Consider the following 16,805-nt stretch of genomic DNA (forward strand, 5'->3'; position numbering starts at 1 on the left):
ATCTGATGCTTTTGAGTCGGTGAATTGACGTCAAATTGTCACTAATGGCCCTCTGGCAATTAATCAACTGTCCAAGAATTATTCTCGCTACAATCGCCCGCTTTGCCAATTGGCACGGGCGTTTCGGGTCCGTTGCCCACGAGAAGTCCCATGCTTATCGGTAGCTATTCCCCCTCGCTGGTCGCGATCTCGCTGTTTGTCGCGATCCTCGCTTCCTACACCGCCCTGGACCTCACCGGCCGCATTGCGACCGCCAAGGGGCGCGCTGTGTATTTATGGATAGCCGGCGGGGCCATGGCGATGGGGGTAGGCGTCTGGTCAATGCACTTTATCGGCATGCTGGCGTTGCGCCTGCCGTTTGCCTTGGGCTTTGATATCGGTATCACCGCGCTCTCGTTGTTGATCGCGGTACTCTCCAGCGGCTTCGCTTTATGGCTGGTCAGCCAACGCCGTTTACCAGCCTGGCAACTGGCGTTTGGCGCGCTGGTCATGGGCAGCGGTATTGCCAGCATGCACTACACCGGCATGGCCGCGATGCGCATGACACCGGGCATCGACTATGACCCCACGCTATTTGGCCTGTCGTTGCTGATCGCGGTGGTGGCGTCCGGAGTCGCGCTGTTGATTGCGTTCAACCTGCGCCGCAACACGCCTTACGTACGCCTGGCCCGTGGTGGTGCGGCGGTGGTGATGGGCTTTGCAATCGTCGGCATGCATTACACCGGCATGGCGGCCGCACGCTTTGCCGATGAAAGCTACTGCGCCGCCGTGCTGGACGGCTTGAGCGGCAAGGGCCTGGATAACCTGGTACTGGTCACGACACTGGCGGTCCTGGCGATTGCATTGCTCACTTCGTTGCTTGACGCTCGCCTGGAAGCGCGCACCGCTGTGCTCGCCGACTCGCTGACCCTGGCCAACCAGGAACTGACCCACCTGGCCCTGCACGACATGCTCACCGGGCTGCCCAACCGCACGTTGCTGGCGGATCGCATTCAACAGGCCATCGAGGCGGTAAAAGAGCAGGGTGGTTGCTTTGCCCTGATGTTCATCGACCTGGACGGCTTCAAGCCGGTCAACGATGCCTTTGGCCATCACCTGGGCGACCAGTTATTGCGTGAAGTCGGCCTGCGCCTGCGCGAGGACTTGCGCAGTCACGACACCCTGGCGCGTATTGGTGGTGATGAGTTTGTATTGCTGGTGCAGTTGACGCAGCCCGATGATGCACTCGGCCTTGCCGAGCGCCAGGTGGTGCTGATCAACCGTGCGTTCCAGGTGGCCGAGCATGAGCTGAAGATTTCCGCCAGCGTCGGCATCGCGATGTTCCCGGGCAACGGGAGCGACCCCCAGGAACTGTTGATGAACGCCGACGCCGCCATGTACCACGCCAAGGGCATGGGCAAGAACGGCTACAGCTTCTTTGATGTGTCGATGAACACCAATGCGCGCAAGCAATTGCAGTTGTTGCAGGACCTGCGCAATGCCCTTGAGCAGGAGCAATTTCGTCTCTATTACCAGCCCAAGTTTGATGCGCTCAGTGGCATCCCGGTAGGGGCCGAAGCGTTGGTGCGCTGGGAGCATCCGCAACAAGGCTTGTTGTTGCCGGCGACCTTTATCGAACTGGCGGAAAAAACCGGCTTGATCATTCCCATCGGTGAATGGGTGCTCAATGAAGCCTGTCGCCAAATGAGCGTGTGGTACGCCCAGGGTTATGAACACTGGCGCATCGCGGTGAATTTGTCGGCGTTGCAGTTCTGCCACGCCGGGCTGGTCAACAGCGTGGCCGGCGCACTTGCGCGGCACCGGTTGCCGGCCAACAGCCTGACCCTGGAGATTACCGAGACCACCGCGATGAGCGATGCGGATGCGAGCATGACGGTATTGCAGCAGCTGTCGGACATGGGGGTAGACCTGTCCATCGACGATTTCGGCACCGGCTATTCCAGCCTGATGTACCTCAAGCGCCTGCCGGCCAACGAGTTGAAGATCGACCGCGGTTTTGTGCGCGACCTGGAGCACGACAGCGACGACGCCGCCATCGTCTCGGCCATCGTGGCCCTCGGCCAGGCCCTGGGGCTGCGGATTGTCGCCGAAGGGGTAGAGACGGATGTGCAGCAGACCTTCCTCACGCGACTGGGCTGTAACGCCCTGCAGGGTTACCTGCTTGGCCACCCGCTGCCGGCTGACGGTTTCATGGCGGATATTCAACGTGTCGAAGACGCACTGATGCCTGACAAAAGCCGTGCGTGACGGTTAGTATTGGATCCAACTGTAAGCATCAGCATCACGTTGGATCAGGAGACCGCACGCATGGACAAAGTCGTCATCATCACCGGGGGCAGCCGTGGCATCGGCGCCGAGACGGCATTGCTGGCTGCCCGCGAGGGCTATCGCATCTGCATCAACTACCACTCCGATGAAAAAGCCGCCCACAGCGTGCTGGAACAGGTTCGTGCCCTCGGCGCCCAGGCGATTGCGGTGCGCGCTGATGTAAGCAGCGAAGATGAAGTGATCGCGCTGTTCCATCACGTCGACGCCGAACTGGGCCGCGTCACCGCATTGGTGAACAACGCCGGCACGGTGGCGCACAAGTCGCGGGTGGATGAGATGTCCGAGTTCCGCATCCTGAATATCCTCAAGACCAACGTGCTCGGCCCGATCCTGTGTGCCAAGCACGCGGTGCTGCGCATGTCGCCCAAGCATGGCGGGCAGGGCGGCAGTATCGTCAACGTGTCGTCGGTCGCATCGCGCCTGGGCTCGCCGGGTGAGTACGTCGACTATGCGGCGTCCAAGGGCGCGCTCGACACCTTCACCCTCGGCTTGTCCAAAGAAGTGGCGGGTGAGGGCATCCGCGTCAACGCGGTGCGCCCCGGCTACATCTTCACCGACTTCCATGCCCTGAGCGGCGACCCGGACCGGGTCAGCAAGCTGGAGTCCGGGATTCCCATGGCGCGTGGCGGTCGGCCGGATGAAGTGGCGGAAGCGATTATCTGGTTGTTGTCGGATAAGGCGTCGTATGCCACCGGCACGTTTTTGGATTTGGGCGGGGGCCGTTGAGGTCGCGTACCCTCAGGTCTGCAAATAACGCAGCGTGGAATATCCCGCGTAGGAGAACCTTTCGAGCAGGCCGGCTTCCGAATTGTCCTGGATTCTGTAGCCGTAATTGGAGAAACCATCGACTTTCCCATTGAGCCTGTCGCTGCCTTTCAAGGTGCTATCGTCCACGTTATCGATAAACCGCAGTACCTGGTCCAGATCATAAGCCGCGTCGGCCCTGGCCTCTGGGTCGGGGTTGGCTTCGGTCCAGTCACCGATTTGCTTTTTAAGGTTATCGCCGACCTGGTAGTGATCGTAGCCCTCCAGGAAATGACGCATCACCGCGCTTCCCTCGATGATCCTTTCTGCCGATCGATGATCGCCCGCGGGACGGCCCATGGGGCCCTGCCTCTCGCGTACGTCTTGGCGCTCATCGCTGCACATATAGTGGGATGGCACGAGGAGAGGGATTAGGTGGACAGGTGCATCGGCAGGAAGCGGGCAGGTCTTCATGGAAACTTCTCACAGTGTGTGTTGAGTCTTCTCTGTGGCTGCCCGTCTCAATACGTTCCCGCCTTCAATTCAAGATAACGTTAGAACGACCGCACAATCCGTCCCAACGTCTCCATCGCCTTCTCCGAGGCCTCGGTCCATGGGCTGCCGTAGTTCAGGCGAATACAGTTTCTGAAACGCCGAGTCGCCGAAAAGATCGGCCCCGGCGCAATGCTGATGCCTTGCGCCAGTGCCATCTGGAACAACTTCAACGAATCGGTTTGCTCGGGTAATTCCAGCCACAGGAAATACCCGCCGGCCGGCTGGCTGACTCGTGTCTGTGCCGGGAAGTAGCGGACGATGGCGGCCAGCATGGCGCTTTGCTGTTCCTCCAGGGCATACCGCAGTTTGCGTAAATGCCGGTCATAGCCGCCGTGTTGCAGGTAGTCGGCAATCGCCGCCTGGGCCGGCATCGAGGGGCACAGCGAGGTCATCAGCTTCAAACGCTCGACTTTCTGCGCATAGCGCCCGGCCGCCACCCAGCCGACGCGATAGCCGGGCGCCAGGCTCTTGGCGAAGGACCCGCAGTGCATCACCAGGCCTTCGGTGTCGAAGGCCTTGGCCGGCTTGGGGGCCTGCTGCCCGTAGTACAACTCTGCGTACACATCGTCCTCGATCAACGGCACCTGATGGCTGCGCAGCAGTTCCACCAGCGCCTGTTTTTTCGCTTCCGGCAGCGTCGCGCCCATGGGGTTCTGGAAGCTGGTCATGGTCCAGCAGGCCTTGATCGGGTAGCGCTCCAGGGTTTGCGCCAGGGCGTTGAGGTCGATGCCGTCGCGCGGGTGCACCGGGATTTCCACCGCCTTGAGCTTCAGGCGTTCCAGCACTTGCAGGCAGGCGTAAAACGCCGGGGCCTCGATGGCCACCAGGTCGCCCGGTTCGGTGACGGCTTGCAGGCACAGGTTCAACGCTTCCAGGGCGCCGTTGGTGATCAGCAACTCCTCCATGGGCAGCATCAGGCCGCCGACCATATAGCGCAGGGCAATCTGCCGGCGCAGTTGCGGGTTGCCCGGCGACATGTCGGTGACCACCATGCGCGGGTCCATCTCGCGGCTGGCACTGGCCAGGGAACGGGCCAGGCGTGGCAGCGGGAACAGCATGGGGCTGGGGAAGGCCGAGCCGAAAGGTACGGTGTTGGGGTCTTTGATCGAATCGAGCACCGAGAACACCAATTCGCTGACATCGACTTCGGTGGACTCATGCACTTGCTCGCTCACCACCGGCTCGGAAAACGGGCTGGGCGCATGGGCGTTGACGAAGTAGCCGGAACGCGGCCGTGCACGGATCAACCCGCGCCGCTCCAACAGGTAGTAGGCCTGGAACACTGTGGACGGGCTGACGCCATACGTCTGGCTGGCATAGCGCACCGAGGGGACCCGCTGGCCGGGGCCCAGGACGCCGGAGCGGATCAGTTCGGCGATGTCGTCGGCGAATTTTTCGTAGCGTTTCATGTTGGCCTTAAACAAGTGTTTTAGATGAGCGGCGCCACGAATCGGCTATCGGCAACGCTGTAAATGCTCGGTGCATCCACATCCGTCACCTTGAACCGTATGGTCTGCGAACTGCTCGCCGGTTTATCCGCCAGCAACGCCACCGACACCGGCATGTCGACGATTTCCCCCGGCGCCAGGCTGATCTCGGTCTTGCCCTGCAGTTGAAAACCCTCGGCATCCAGCAGCTCCACCCGGTAATCCTGGCGTTGCTGGGTCTTGTTGATGACCTTGAGGCTGTAGATGTTTTCGATCAGACCCTGGGCGTTCTCGCGGAACATGCCGCGGTCCTTGGTCACATCCAGCGACACCAGCGGCCGCTCCACCAGTGCCACCACCAACGCGGCAATCATCACCAGCAGCACGGCACTGTAGCCGATCAGGCGTGGCCTGAGCAGGTGAGCCTTGCCGCCTTGCAATTGATGCTCGGAGGTATAGCTCACCAGGCCACGGGCATAGCCCATCTTGTCCATGATCGAATCACAGGCGTCGATGCACGCCGCGCAGCCGATGCACTCCATTTGCAGGCCGTCGCGGATGTCGATGCCGGTGGGGCAGACCTGCACGCACAGCTGGCAGTCAATACAGTCGCCCAGGCCGACATCGGCCGGCTTGACCTCGCGTTTGCGCGGGCCACGGTTTTCGCCGCGCGCTGTATCGTAGGAAATGGTCAGGGTGTCTTTATCGAACATCACACTCTGGAACCGCGCATACGGGCACATGTGCATGCACACCGCTTCACGCAGCCAACCGGCGTTGATGTAGGTGGCGCCGGTAAAAAACAGCACCCAGAACAGGCTCACGCCGCCCATCTGCCAGGTCAGCAGTTCGGCGGCCAATGGACGAATCGGCGTGAAGTAGCCGACGAACGTCAGCCCTGTCAGCACACTGATGCCCAGCCACAAGGTGTGTTTGGCCGAGCGCCGCGCGAGTTTGTCCAGGCTCCAGGGGGCCGCTTGCAGCTTGATACGTTGGTTGCGCTCGCCCTCGGTGATCTTTTCGCACCACATGAACAGCCAGGTAAACGAACTTTGCGGGCAAGTGTATCCGCACCACACACGGCCGGCGAACACCGTGATCGCAAACAGGCCGAAGGCGCAGATGATCAGCAGCGCCGACAACAGGATGAAATCCTGGGGCCAGAAAGTCGCGCCAAAAATATGGAATTTGCTTTCGGCCAAGTCCCACAGCACGGCTTGCCGTCCGCCCCAGTTCAGCCACACGGTGCCGAAAAATGCCAGGAACAGAAAGCCCGCACCGGCCACGCGCAAGGTGCGGAACAGGCCGGTGAAACTGCGGGTATGGATCAGGTTGTCGCTGGATTTGGCCTTCACCTTCTTTGGGTGTATAGGCTCAAAGGTTTCCACGGTTGGGATTCGTTCGCTCATGGTCGTTCGCTCATCAGCCTCCATCAGGCCGATGAACTATGCGCGTGGGTCTGTTTGCATAACAGGCTCAGGTATGGCGATAAAAAGCGGATCAGATGAAGGTTGTCGATCTGCCTGCGTCAATGTGCTGCACCCCATGGCGTGTGGGGTACAGGCAGATCCGGCGGGTGCTGATACAGATCAATCAAATCAGCGAACCAGGTTCGTCGGCCTTTACATGTTGGCGCCCATCATGGGCACCCGCCACCGTCAGGGCGTCGGCCTCGGCTTCGGTGATATAGATTCGCTCGGCCGCCAGTTCCACGTAAGACATGGATTTATCGGTGTCGGTCACGATATTGACCCGGGTCGCCGGCACACTCTGTTCCTGGCCGTTCTCATCGAGCATGAAGTAGCACAACTGGTTTTCGATACGTATGGTCATGTCGATCTCCTTTTCATGGGCTATGTAGGGTTAGGGTTCAGCGATGTAGGCGGGTTCAAGGCAACTGACTGGCGGTCGCGGCTGTCCATCCTTTATCAACAAAGACAAAGGACAGTGTTCATGGACGCTTGGTGGCATGAAGTGTGGCAAACCCTGCAGGCCGAATTCGCCGATATCGGCGACGCCAGGCAGCTCACCCAGATGACTGTGCGCCTGGTGATTGCCGCGATCCTGGGCGGCATTCTAGGGTTCGAACGCGAGAGCAAGGGTAAGGCCGCCGGGGTGCGCACCCACATGCTGGTGGCCTTGGGAGCGGCGCTGTTTGTGATGGTGCCGCAGATGTCCGGCAATCAGGCGGATGCCATGAGCCGCGTGGTGCAGGGGGTGATTGCCGGGATCGGGTTCCTGGGGGCCGGCACCATCATCAAGGGCAAGGATGATGAAGAAGGGCATGTCAAAGGCCTGACCACGGCGGCCGGTTTGTGGATGACCGCTGCGATTGGGGTCTCGGCCGGGTTGGGTCGGGAATCGACAGCGGTGCTGAGTACCTTGCTTGCGTTGGCGGTGTTCAGTGTGATGCCAAAAATCGTCAAGCGGTTCGAGAAGGACTGACGATCACCGGTGGCATGGTCGTCGGCGGTTCTTCCACCGGCGGCGGCTCATTCTCAGGCGGTTCCTTTTCGGGAATCGGTGTCGGCTCGGTGGGTGGCAGCGTTGGTGTGTCGATATTCGGGTCCGGGGTTTCAGCCGGGATCGGGATATTCATCGGTGTGGCCTCCTTTGTGCTTTGCTCTACCGGTGGACATCCGCCGATGCGAATTGATTCCCCGCCCAATGGCGGCATATCCACCTGAACTTTTAACCTCGGCGCAAGCTCGGACCTATAGCGGCCCTGCTCAGGGGAGAGCGCTGCCGCATCAGAATTCGGATCAAGCAAAGAGCGTCCACAGGGCGTAAGGGGAAGATGCTCGATGACTGCTGAAACACTGGCTACAGAAGATTCCATATTGCCGCTGTCCCAGGCGCTGTTGCTGCCCAGGATCGCGATCGAAAGCACCTCACCCGTGATCGACGGCGGCGAATTTGCCGTCAAGGCCGTGGTTGGCCAGCGGGTCAATGTCACCAGTAAGGTATTCGCCGACGGCCACGACAAGCTCGCCGTCCTGATCCGCTGGCGCTCGATGCATGAAGAAAGCTGGCACAGCGTGATCATGAATGACGTGGGCAACAATGGATGGGAAGGCGCGTTTACCGTCACCGTGCAAGGCCCTCACGAATACTGCATCGAAGCCTGGATCGATACCTTCGCCAGCTTCTGCTACGAATTGCGCAAAAAGCATGAGGCCGGTGTGCCGGTCAGCCTGGAGTTGCAGGAAGGCCGCAGCCTGGTGCTGCAGGCCGCCGAACGCAGTGACAACGAATTGCGCGACCGCCTGATGTTGCTGCACCACGAGCTCTCCGGCCTGCTGGAAACCGAGCAGGTCGCGCTGTTTCTGCACGAAGACAGTGCACACTTGATGACCCAGGCCGACCACCGCGCCTACTTGAGCATCAGTACCGTCTATCCGCTGGATGTGGAGCGCGAAGCGGCGCAGTTTGCCAGCTGGTACGAGCTGTTTCCCCGCTCGATTACCGATGATCCGGCACGCCACGGTACGTTCAACGATGTGCACTCACGCCTGTCGATGATCCATGACATGGGATTCGACGTGCTGTACTTCCCGCCGATCCACCCGATCGGGCGCAGCCACCGCAAGGGCAAGAATAATTCCCTCACCGCCGGCCCCGATGATCCGGGCAGCCCGTATGCCATCGGCAGCGAGGAGGGCGGTCACGAGGCGATCCACCCGCAGTTGGGCAGCCGCGAGGACTTCCGGCGCCTGGTCAAGGCCGCCGCCGAGCATGGCCTGGAGATTGCGCTGGATTTCGCCATCCAGTGCTCCCAGGACCATCCATGGCTCAAGCAACATCCGGGCTGGTTCAACTGGCGCCCGGACGGCACGATCAAATACGCCGAGAACCCACCGAAGAAGTACCAGGACATTGTCAACGTCGACTTCTATGCGGCGGATGCGATCCCGGGCCTGTGGACCGAGCTGCGCGACATCGTGGTGGGCTGGGTGGAAGAGGGCGTGAAGACCTTTCGCGTCGACAACCCCCACACCAAGCCGCTGCCGTTCTGGCAGTGGCTGATCGCCGATGTGCGGGCAAGGCATCCCGAGGTGATCTTCCTCGCCGAGGCGTTCACCACCCCGGCGATGATGGCGCGCCTGGGCAAGGTCGGTTATTCCCAGAGCTATACCTATTTCACCTGGCGCAACACCAAGGCCGAGTTGGGTGAATACCTGGCGCAATTGAACGAGTCGCCGTGGCGCGAATGCTACCGGCCGAACTTCTTCGTCAATACGCCGGACATCAACCCAGGCTTCCTGCACGAGTCCGGGCGCCCAGGCTTCCTGATCCGCGCCGCGTTGGCCACCATGGGCTCTGGCCTGTGGGGCATGTATTCGGGTTTTGAACTTTGCGAAGCGGCGCCGGTGCCCGGCAAAGAGGAATACCTGGACTCGGAGAAATACGAGATCCGCCCTCGAGATTTCACCGCGCCTGGCAACATCATCGCCGAGATCGCCCAACTCAACCGGATCCGCCGTCAAAACCCGGCGTTGCAGACGCACCTGGGCCTGAAGCTCTACAACGCCTGGAACGACAACATCCTGTACTTCGGCAAACGCAGCGAGGATGGCAGCAACTTCATCCTGGTGGCGGTCAACCTCGACCCATTCAATGCCCAGGAAGCCCACTTCGAGTTGCCATTGTGGGAACTGGGCCTGCCGGACGATGCGCAAACCCAGGGCGAAGACCTGATGAACGGCCACCGCTGGACTTGGTACGGCAAGACCCAGTGGACGCGGCTGGAGCCGCAGATGCCGTTCGGGATCTGGCGCATCACTGTTTCCTAAGTCTTGCGCAGATCAACTGTGGGAGGGGGCTTGCCCCCGATAGCGATGTTTCAGCCATCGAGTATCCAACTGAACGACCGCTATCGGGGGCAAGCCCCCTCCCACATTGACCGAGTTCAGTTTGCAAGAATTTGAGTATTTCAGGAGTTTCCAATGGCGAAGAAACCCAAGGCTGCCACCTTCATCAAAGACCCGCTCTGGTACAAGGACGCGGTGATCTACCAGGTTCACGTCAAATCCTATTTCGACTCCAATAACGACGGTATCGGTGACTTTCCCGGCCTGATCGCCAAGCTCGATTACATCGCCGACCTGGGCGTCAACACCATCTGGCTGCTGCCGTTCTACCCCTCGCCACGCCGTGATGACGGCTATGACATCGCCGAATACCGTGGCGTGCACAGCGACTACGGGACCATGGCCGATGCCAGGCGCTTTATCGCCGAAGCCCACAAGCGCGGGCTGCGCGTGATCACCGAGCTGGTGATCAACCATACCTCCGACCAGCACCCCTGGTTCCAGCGCGCGCGCAAGGCCAAGCCGGGTTCGGCGGCGCGGGACTTTTACGTGTGGTCCGATGACGACCAGAAATACGACGGCACGCGGATTATTTTCCTCGACACCGAAAAGTCCAACTGGACCTGGGACCCGGTCGCCGGCCAGTACTTCTGGCACCGTTTCTATTCCCACCAGCCGGACCTCAACTTCGACAATCCGCAGGTGATGAAAGCCGTGCTGTCGGTAATGCGCTACTGGCTGGACATGGGCATCGACGGCCTGCGCCTGGACGCCATCCCGTACCTGATCGAACGCGATGGCACCAACAACGAAAACCTGCCGGAAACCCACGACGTTCTCAAACAGATTCGCGCCGAGATCGATGCCCATTACCCCGACCGCATGCTGTTGGCCGAAGCCAACCAGTGGCCGGAAGACACGCAGCTGTATTTTGGTGACCGCAAGGGCGATGACGGCGACGAATGCCACATGGCGTTCCACTTCCCGCTGATGCCGCGCATGTACATGGCGCTGGCCCAGGAAGATCGCTTCCCCATCACCGATATTCTGCGCCAGACCCCGGAAATTCCCGCCAACTGCCAATGGGCGATCTTCCTGCGCAACCACGATGAGCTGACGCTGGAAATGGTCACCGACAAAGAGCGCGACTACCTGTGGAACTACTACGCGGCTGACCGCCGCGCGCGCATCAACCTCGGCATTCGTCGGCGCCTGGCGCCGCTGATGGAGCGTGACCGCCGCCGTGTCGAGCTGCTCAACAGCCTGCTGCTGTCGATGCCCGGCACGCCGACCCTGTATTACGGCGATGAAATCGGCATGGGCGACAACATCTACCTCGGCGACCGTGATGGGGTGCGCACGCCGATGCAATGGTCCATCGACCGCAACGGCGGTTTCTCGCGTGCCGACCCGGCCAGCCTGGTGCTGCCACCGATCATGGACCCGCAATACGGCTACCTGTCGGTCAACGTCGAAACCCAGGCCCAGGACCCGCACTCGCTGCTGAACTGGACGCGCCGCATGTTGGCTGTGCGCAAGCAGTCCAAGGCGTTTGGGCGTGGCAGCCTGAAGATGCTCTCGCCGAGCAACCGCCGCATCCTGGCGTATACCCGTGAGTTCACCGGCGAAGACGGGCGCACCGAAATCATCCTGTGCGTGGCCAACGTCTCGCGCAGTGCCCAGGCTGCCGAACTGGACCTGTCGGCCTTTGCCGGGATGGTCCCGGTCGAGATGCTCGGCGGCAATGCGTTCCCGCCCATCGGCCAGCTGAATTTCCTGCTGACCCTGGCGCCGTATGGCTTCTATTGGTTCGTGCTGGCGGCGGAAAACCAGATGCCCAGCTGGCATGTGGAACCGGCGCAAAGCATGCCGGACTTCACCACCCTGGTCCTGAAAAAACGCATGGAAGAGCTGCTCGACGAGCCGTGCCGCACCACCCTTCAACACACCTCGCTGCCGGCGTGGCTGCCGAAGCGCCGCTGGTTCGCCGGTAAGGACACGGCGATCGACAGCGTGCACATCGCCTATGGCGTGCGGTTTGGCGACGCCGAGCATCCGGTGCTGCTCAGCGAAATTGACGTGAGCAGCGGCGGCCAGGTCAGTCGCTATCAGCTACCGTTCGGCTTCCTCGGCGAAGACCAGTTCACCAGCGCCTTGCCACAGCAGTTGGCCCTGGCCCGCGTCCGGCGTGTACGTCAGGTGGGGTTGGTGACGGATGCCTTCAGCCTGGAGCACTTTGTCCGCGCGGTGATCCAAGGCTTGCAGGCCGGCACGGTATTGAATACCAGCGAAGGCGATCTGCGCTTTGAGGCCACGCCTCACCTGGCCAAGCTGCAACTGACCGACGAGTCCCAGGTGCGCTATTTGTCGGCCGAGCAGTCCAACAGCTCGGTGGTGGTCGGCGAGAGCCTGGTGCTCAAGCTGATCCGCAAGGTCAGTGCAGGGGTGCACCCGGAACTGGAGATGAGCGCCTACCTGACGGCCGCGGGTTACCCGAATATCTCGCCGCTGATGGGCTCGATGATTCGCCATGATGGTGCAGGCCAGGACAACCTGTTGATGATTGCCCAAGGCTATTTGAGCAACCAGGGCGATGCATGGGCCTGGACCCAGAACAACCTGGAGCGCGCCATTCGCGACGAGCTGGCCGAAGCCATCTCTGAACAGGAACAGCATTACAACGCACTGGGCGAGCTGGCGGACTTCGCCGGGCTGCTCGGCCGGCGCCTGGGTGAGATGCACGGGGTGCTGGGGGCCAAAACCACCCACAACGACTTCAAGCCCGAGCTCACCACCGCCAAGGACACCCAAGCCTGGGCCAAGGACGTCGGGGCGCAGATTCAGCGCGCCCTGCAATTGCTCAAGCTGCATCAAAGCCAATTGAACCCTGCCGATCAGGCGCTGGTCAGTGAATTGCTGGCCCAGGAAAAAGCCATCGCCACTTATGTACAAAGTCTGGCGAAGGCCACGCTGGGCGGCCTGCGCATTCGGGTCCACGGTGACTTGCACCTGGGCCAGGTGCTGGTGGTGAAGGGCGATGCCTACTTGATCGACTTTGAAGGCGAACCGGCGCGGCCGTTGCATGAACGACGCGGCAAGCACAGCCCGTATAAAGATGTGAGTGGCGTGCTGCGTTCCTTTGATTACGCGGCGGCCATGGCCTTGAACGTACAAGGAGTGGATCACTCGCCCGAAGCGGACCAGGCGCGCAGACGCGTGACGGATCGCTACCTGAAAGAGGCCCGCCAGGCATTTATCCAGGCTTATCAGGCCGCTGCGTCTACACTGGCGCATGACTGGCAGGATGCCAAGGGCCAGGACGCCGCGCTGACGTTGTTCAGCCTGGAGAAGGCCGCGTATGAAGTGGCGTATGAAGCGGAAAACCGTCCGACCTGGTTGCCGGTGCCTCTACAGGGCTTGCACGGGTTGTTGAGCGGGATTAAACCTAAATCGAACACTGCACGCGGTGGGGAGACGTCATGAGCTTTACGAATAAAGAACCGCTGCAACCGAAGTTGACAGCCATGCCGGCGTCCAAGGACGTCGAAGCGCTGGTGCGCGCCGAGCACCACGACCCGTTTTCCATTCTCGGGCCACACGATGACGAGCAGGGCGGGCAATTTATCCGCGCGTTCCTGCCGGAAGCCTTGAGCGTCCAGGTGCTGAGCCGCGATGGCGGCGAACAGATCGGCAGCCTGGATGCGACCCAAGTGCCGGGTCTGTTCGTCGGGCAGTTCAACACCCGCCAGGCGTACGAGCTGAAAATCCAGTGGGCCGGCGGTGAGCAGATCACCGAAGACCCTTACAGCTTCCAGCAATTGTTGCTGGGTGAGATGGACCTGTATCTGTTTGCCGAAGGCAACCACCGCGACCTCAGCAGTTGCCTGGGGGCCCAGGTGACCAGTGTCGATGGCGTAGACGGCGTGCGTTTTGCCGTTTGGGCGCCGAATGCGCGGCGGGTCTCTGTTGTGGGGGACTTCAATATCTGGGACGGCCGCCGCCACCCGATGCGTCTGCGGCATCCGTCGGGCGTGTGGGAAATCTTCATTCCGCGCCTGCAACCTGGCGTCGCCTACAAGTACGAAATTCTCGGCGCCAATGGCATTCTGCCTCTCAAGGCCGACCCCATGGCACTGGCGACCCAGCTGCCACCCGACACCGCCTCGAAAGTCGCCGCGCCGTTGCAGGTGGACTGGCAGGACCATGAGTGGATGCAATCGCGGGTCGAGCGGCAGAAGACCACGGCGCCTTTGTCGATCTACGAGCTGCATGTCGGCTCCTGGCAGTGCGAGCTGGACGAGGCGGGCGAAGTGGCGCGCCAATACAACTGGCGCGAGCTGGCGGAGCGGTTGGTGCCGTATGTGCAGCAACTGGGCTTCACCCACGTTGAACTGATGCCGATCATGGAACACCCGTTCGGCGGTTCGTGGGGTTACCAGGCGCTGTCGCAATTCGCCCCGACTGCGCGCTTTGGCTCGCCGGAGGATTTCGCCTATTTCATCAACGCGCTCCATCAGGCCAACATCGGCGTGATCCTCGACTGGGTGCCGGCGCATTTCCCCACCGATACCCACGGCCTGGCGCAATTCGACGGCACTGCGTTGTACGAATATGCCAACCCGCTGGAAGGCTTCCACCAGGATTGGGACACGCTGATCTACAACCTGGGCCGCACTGAGGTCCATGGCTTCATGCTGGCCTCGGCGCTGCATTGGCTCAAACACTTCCACATTGACGGCCTGCGCGTGGATGCCGTGGCGTCGATGCTGTACCGCGACTACTCACGCAAGGCCGGCGAATGGGTGCCGAACCGCCATGGCGGTCGCGAGAACCTGGAAGCCATCGACTTCCTGCGCCACTTGAATGACGTGGTGGCGCTGGAAGCCCCCGGCGCGCTGGTGATCGCCGAAGAGTCCACCGCCTGGCCCGGCGTCAGCCAGCCCACCCAACAGGGCGGCCTGGGCTTCAACTACAAATGGAACATGGGCTGGATGCACGATTCGCTGCATTACATCCAGCAAGACCCGGTCTACCGCGCCCATCACCATAACGAGCTGAGCTTCGGCCTCGTGTATGCGTGGTCCGAGCGTTTCATCCTGCCGATTTCCCACGATGAAGTGGTGCACGGCAAGCACTCGCTGATCGACAAGATGCCCGGCGACCGCTGGCAGAAATTCGCCAACCTGCGCGCCTACCTGGCGTTCATGTGGATGCATCCGGGTAAGAAACTGCTGTTCATGGGCTGTGAATTCGGCCAATGGCGCGAGTGGAATCACGACCAGCAGTTGGACTGGTACTTGCTGCAGTACGCCGAGCACAAAGGCGTGCAAAAGCTGGTCGGCGACTTGAACCGCCTGTACCGCGAGGAGCCGGCCCTGCACGAGCAGGACGACGCGCCCCAGGGCTTCCAATGGCTGATTGGCGATGACGCGATCAACAGCGTCTACGCCTGGCTACGCTGGAGCAAGGATGGCAAGCCGGTGCTGGTGGTGGCCAACTTTACCCCGGTGCCCCGTGAGGCCTACAAAGTTGGCGTACCGTTCGGTGGGCGTTGGAGCGAGGTGATCAACAGCGACGCAGACACCTACGCGGGTTCCAATTACGGCAATGGCGGTGGCGTGTTCACCGAGGATGAGCCACGCCACGGGCAACCGGTGTCGCTGTCGTTGAATCTGCCGCCGCTGGGGGTGCTGATTTTGCGGCCCGAAGCGGGTTAAAGGCTCTACCCTGCTGGATTCAGTTGTCCACGCTAGTGGCAGGGTGCCACAATGGCGCCTTTGTCATGGCAGTCGAATCAGGCGAACTTCATGAATGGCCTTGAGCGTGAGCAGGACCAGGATTGCTTTATAGAGGCGCAGGTGCGAACCGACCGTTTGCACCAGTTGTTTCGCCAGTCATTTACGGCCATTTTCGGCAGCTACATGGCGGCGGCCATGCTCTGCTGGCTGTGCTGGGAGCGCTTCGACCACACGTTCATGCTGGTGTGGCTGCTGCTGCTGGGCGCGTCGTCGCTGCTGCGGGTGAAGATGTTCCTGGACTGGTTCCGCTGCCCCAACAGCGAACGTACGCCGGACCGCTGGGAGCGCCGTTACTGGATCACGCTGGTGCTGTCCGCGACCATTTGGGGCGCAGGGGCATTCGCGCTGATGCCCACGGATGATCGGTTATCCCAGGCGCTGGTCATGCTGTTCACCGTGGGGATGTCGGTCAGCGCCGTTTCGTGTTATTCGGCCTATCGCTACATGACCCTGGTGTCCATCGGCCTGGTGCTGCTGCCGTGCACCCTGTGGCTGCTGTTCCAGCCGACATCCATGCAGGTGGGCATCGCTATCGCGGTCCTGGTGTTTTCCACGTTTGTGGTCAGTGCCACGCGCAAGTTGTCCGATGCTTTGGAAAAAGCCTTTCGCCTTACCCGGCAAATGGAACGTGCCCACAACATCTCGACCCGTGCCGCACAGACCGATGAGCTGACCGGCCTGATGAACCGCCGGGCGTTTTTCGAACATGCCCAATTGCTGCACGCGCAATGCCGTCACAACCAGCAGCCGCTGTGTGCGCTGATGATGGACATGGACCACTTCAAGCAAATCAATGACACCTACGGGCATCAGGCCGGCGATCAGGTATTGCGCCAGATTGGCGGGGTGATCAGTGCGTCGTTCCGCAAGGCCGATGTCTATGGTCGCTTGGGCGGCGAAGAGTTTGCCGTGTTGTTGCCCAATACCTCGTTGGAAACCGCTCGGGATATTGCCGAGGGTCTGATCAAGACTATATCCGGCTTGGCCGCCGAGCCGGTCAAGGGGCTTTCAGCCAGCCTTGGGCTGGCGTTTACCCAGGCCGTGGATGAGGACTTGCACGGCCTGATGAACAGCGCGGACAAAGCGCTCTACCGGGCCAAGGCGCTGGGCCGCAACCAGGTGGCCGTGGCGCAGGAGTAGGG

General features: G+C 61.2%; 12 protein-coding genes. 7 read left to right on the top strand and 5 right to left on the bottom strand.

Annotated features, from left to right (window positions below):
- The first annotated feature begins 150 nt into the window (after positions 1-150).
- Together AB1462_RS20880 and AB1462_RS20885 are read left to right on the top strand one after the other, a co-directional pair.
- Positions 151-2,247 carry a putative bifunctional diguanylate cyclase/phosphodiesterase gene (locus AB1462_RS20880; RefSeq protein WP_367247829.1) on the top strand — a complete coding sequence of 699 codons (2,097 nt, stop codon included), beginning with the start codon at positions 151-153 and terminating at the stop codon, positions 2,245-2,247.
- 60 nt (positions 2,248-2,307) lie between these two features.
- A complete protein-coding gene (locus tag AB1462_RS20885; RefSeq protein WP_090405071.1) occupies positions 2,308-3,054 on the top strand; it encodes an SDR family oxidoreductase in 747 nt (248 codons plus the stop codon).
- A 12-nt stretch (positions 3,055-3,066) separates the two neighbouring features.
- Here the strand turns inward: AB1462_RS20885 and AB1462_RS20890 are convergent, their stop codons facing one another.
- The 4 genes from AB1462_RS20890 to AB1462_RS20905 form a co-directional block, all read right to left on the bottom strand.
- Positions 3,067-3,372: a hypothetical protein gene (locus AB1462_RS20890; protein WP_367247830.1), complete on the bottom strand. Its 306-nt coding sequence runs from the start codon at positions 3,370-3,372 to the stop codon at positions 3,067-3,069.
- Between the two features lie 254 nt (positions 3,373-3,626).
- The gene (gene mapR / locus AB1462_RS20895) at positions 3,627-5,036 is read right to left on the bottom strand and encodes a GntR family transcriptional regulator MpaR (RefSeq protein ID WP_259193773.1); all 1,410 of its coding nucleotides are present in this window, start codon (positions 5,034-5,036) and stop codon (positions 3,627-3,629) included.
- 20 nt (positions 5,037-5,056) lie between these two features.
- On the bottom strand, positions 5,057-6,463 hold the full coding sequence (ccoG, locus tag AB1462_RS20900; protein ID WP_090405063.1) for a cytochrome c oxidase accessory protein CcoG: 1,407 nt from the start codon (positions 6,461-6,463) through the stop codon (positions 5,057-5,059).
- Positions 6,464-6,647: 184 nt separating this feature from the next.
- Positions 6,648-6,887: a DUF3203 family protein gene (locus AB1462_RS20905; protein WP_090405060.1), complete on the bottom strand. Its 240-nt coding sequence runs from the start codon at positions 6,885-6,887 to the stop codon at positions 6,648-6,650.
- A gap of 120 nt (positions 6,888-7,007) precedes the next feature.
- Here AB1462_RS20905 and AB1462_RS20910 point away from each other — a divergent pair, with 120 nt between their 5' ends.
- Positions 7,008-7,499, top strand: a complete 492-nt coding sequence (locus AB1462_RS20910; protein ID WP_090405057.1) for an MgtC/SapB family protein — start codon at positions 7,008-7,010, stop codon at positions 7,497-7,499.
- Here AB1462_RS20910 and AB1462_RS20915 read toward each other — a convergent pair.
- Entirely contained in the window at positions 7,477-7,653 is a 177-nt protein-coding gene (locus tag AB1462_RS20915; protein WP_259193771.1) for a hypothetical protein, read from the bottom strand. The two genes, AB1462_RS20910 and AB1462_RS20915, sit on opposite strands and share 23 nt — an antisense overlap.
- A 205-nt stretch (positions 7,654-7,858) precedes the next feature.
- On the opposite strand from AB1462_RS20915, the gene AB1462_RS20920 reads away from it, so the two are divergent.
- The 4 genes from AB1462_RS20920 to AB1462_RS20935 all read left to right on the top strand — a co-directional run bounded on the left by AB1462_RS20920 (position 7,859) and on the right by AB1462_RS20935 (position 16,803).
- Entirely contained in the window at positions 7,859-9,847 is a 1,989-nt protein-coding gene (locus tag AB1462_RS20920) for an alpha-1,4-glucan--maltose-1-phosphate maltosyltransferase (protein ID WP_367247832.1), read from the top strand.
- 153 nt (positions 9,848-10,000) lie between these two features.
- Positions 10,001-13,348: a maltose alpha-D-glucosyltransferase gene (gene treS, locus AB1462_RS20925; protein ID WP_090405048.1), complete on the top strand. Its 3,348-nt coding sequence runs from the start codon at positions 10,001-10,003 to the stop codon at positions 13,346-13,348.
- Complete coding sequence (gene glgB, locus AB1462_RS20930) at positions 13,345-15,582, top strand: 1,4-alpha-glucan branching protein GlgB (protein WP_367247833.1); 2,238 nt, start codon at positions 13,345-13,347, stop codon at positions 15,580-15,582. The genes treS and glgB overlap by 4 nt, the downstream gene beginning before the upstream one ends.
- Before the next feature lie 51 nt (positions 15,583-15,633).
- Positions 15,634-16,803, top strand: coding sequence for a GGDEF domain-containing protein (locus tag AB1462_RS20935; protein WP_367247834.1), 1,170 nt, complete (start codon positions 15,634-15,636; stop codon positions 16,801-16,803).
- The last annotated feature ends 2 nt before the right edge of the window (positions 16,804-16,805 follow it).

Source organism: Pseudomonas sp. SB113 (assembly GCF_040754745.1).
Classification (GTDB): Bacteria; Pseudomonadota; Gammaproteobacteria; order Pseudomonadales; family Pseudomonadaceae; genus Aquipseudomonas; species Aquipseudomonas grimontii.

Bases quoted from the DNA above. Each gene is read 5' to 3' on its own strand.
- AB1462_RS20880 (WP_367247829.1), top strand. From the start codon at position 151: ATGCTTATCGGTAGCTATTCCCCCTCGCTGGTCGCGATCTCGCTGTTT.
- AB1462_RS20885 (WP_090405071.1), top strand. From the start codon at position 2,308: ATGGACAAAGTCGTCATCATCACCGGGGGCAGCCGTGGCATCGGCGCC.
- AB1462_RS20890 (WP_367247830.1), bottom strand. From the start codon at position 3,372: ATGCGTCATTTCCTGGAGGGCTACGATCACTACCAGGTCGGCGATAAC.
- mapR (WP_259193773.1), bottom strand. From the start codon at position 5,036: ATGAAACGCTACGAAAAATTCGCCGACGACATCGCCGAACTGATCCGC.
- ccoG (WP_090405063.1), bottom strand. From the start codon at position 6,463: ATGAGCGAACGAATCCCAACCGTGGAAACCTTTGAGCCTATACACCCA.
- AB1462_RS20905 (WP_090405060.1), bottom strand. From the start codon at position 6,887: ATGACCATACGTATCGAAAACCAGTTGTGCTACTTCATGCTCGATGAG.
- AB1462_RS20910 (WP_090405057.1), top strand. From the start codon at position 7,008: ATGGACGCTTGGTGGCATGAAGTGTGGCAAACCCTGCAGGCCGAATTC.
- AB1462_RS20915 (WP_259193771.1), bottom strand. From the start codon at position 7,653: ATGAATATCCCGATCCCGGCTGAAACCCCGGACCCGAATATCGACACA.
- AB1462_RS20920 (WP_367247832.1), top strand. From the start codon at position 7,859: ATGACTGCTGAAACACTGGCTACAGAAGATTCCATATTGCCGCTGTCC.
- treS (WP_090405048.1), top strand. From the start codon at position 10,001: ATGGCGAAGAAACCCAAGGCTGCCACCTTCATCAAAGACCCGCTCTGG.
- glgB (WP_367247833.1), top strand. From the start codon at position 13,345: ATGAGCTTTACGAATAAAGAACCGCTGCAACCGAAGTTGACAGCCATG.
- AB1462_RS20935 (WP_367247834.1), top strand. From the start codon at position 15,634: ATGGCGCCTTTGTCATGGCAGTCGAATCAGGCGAACTTCATGAATGGC.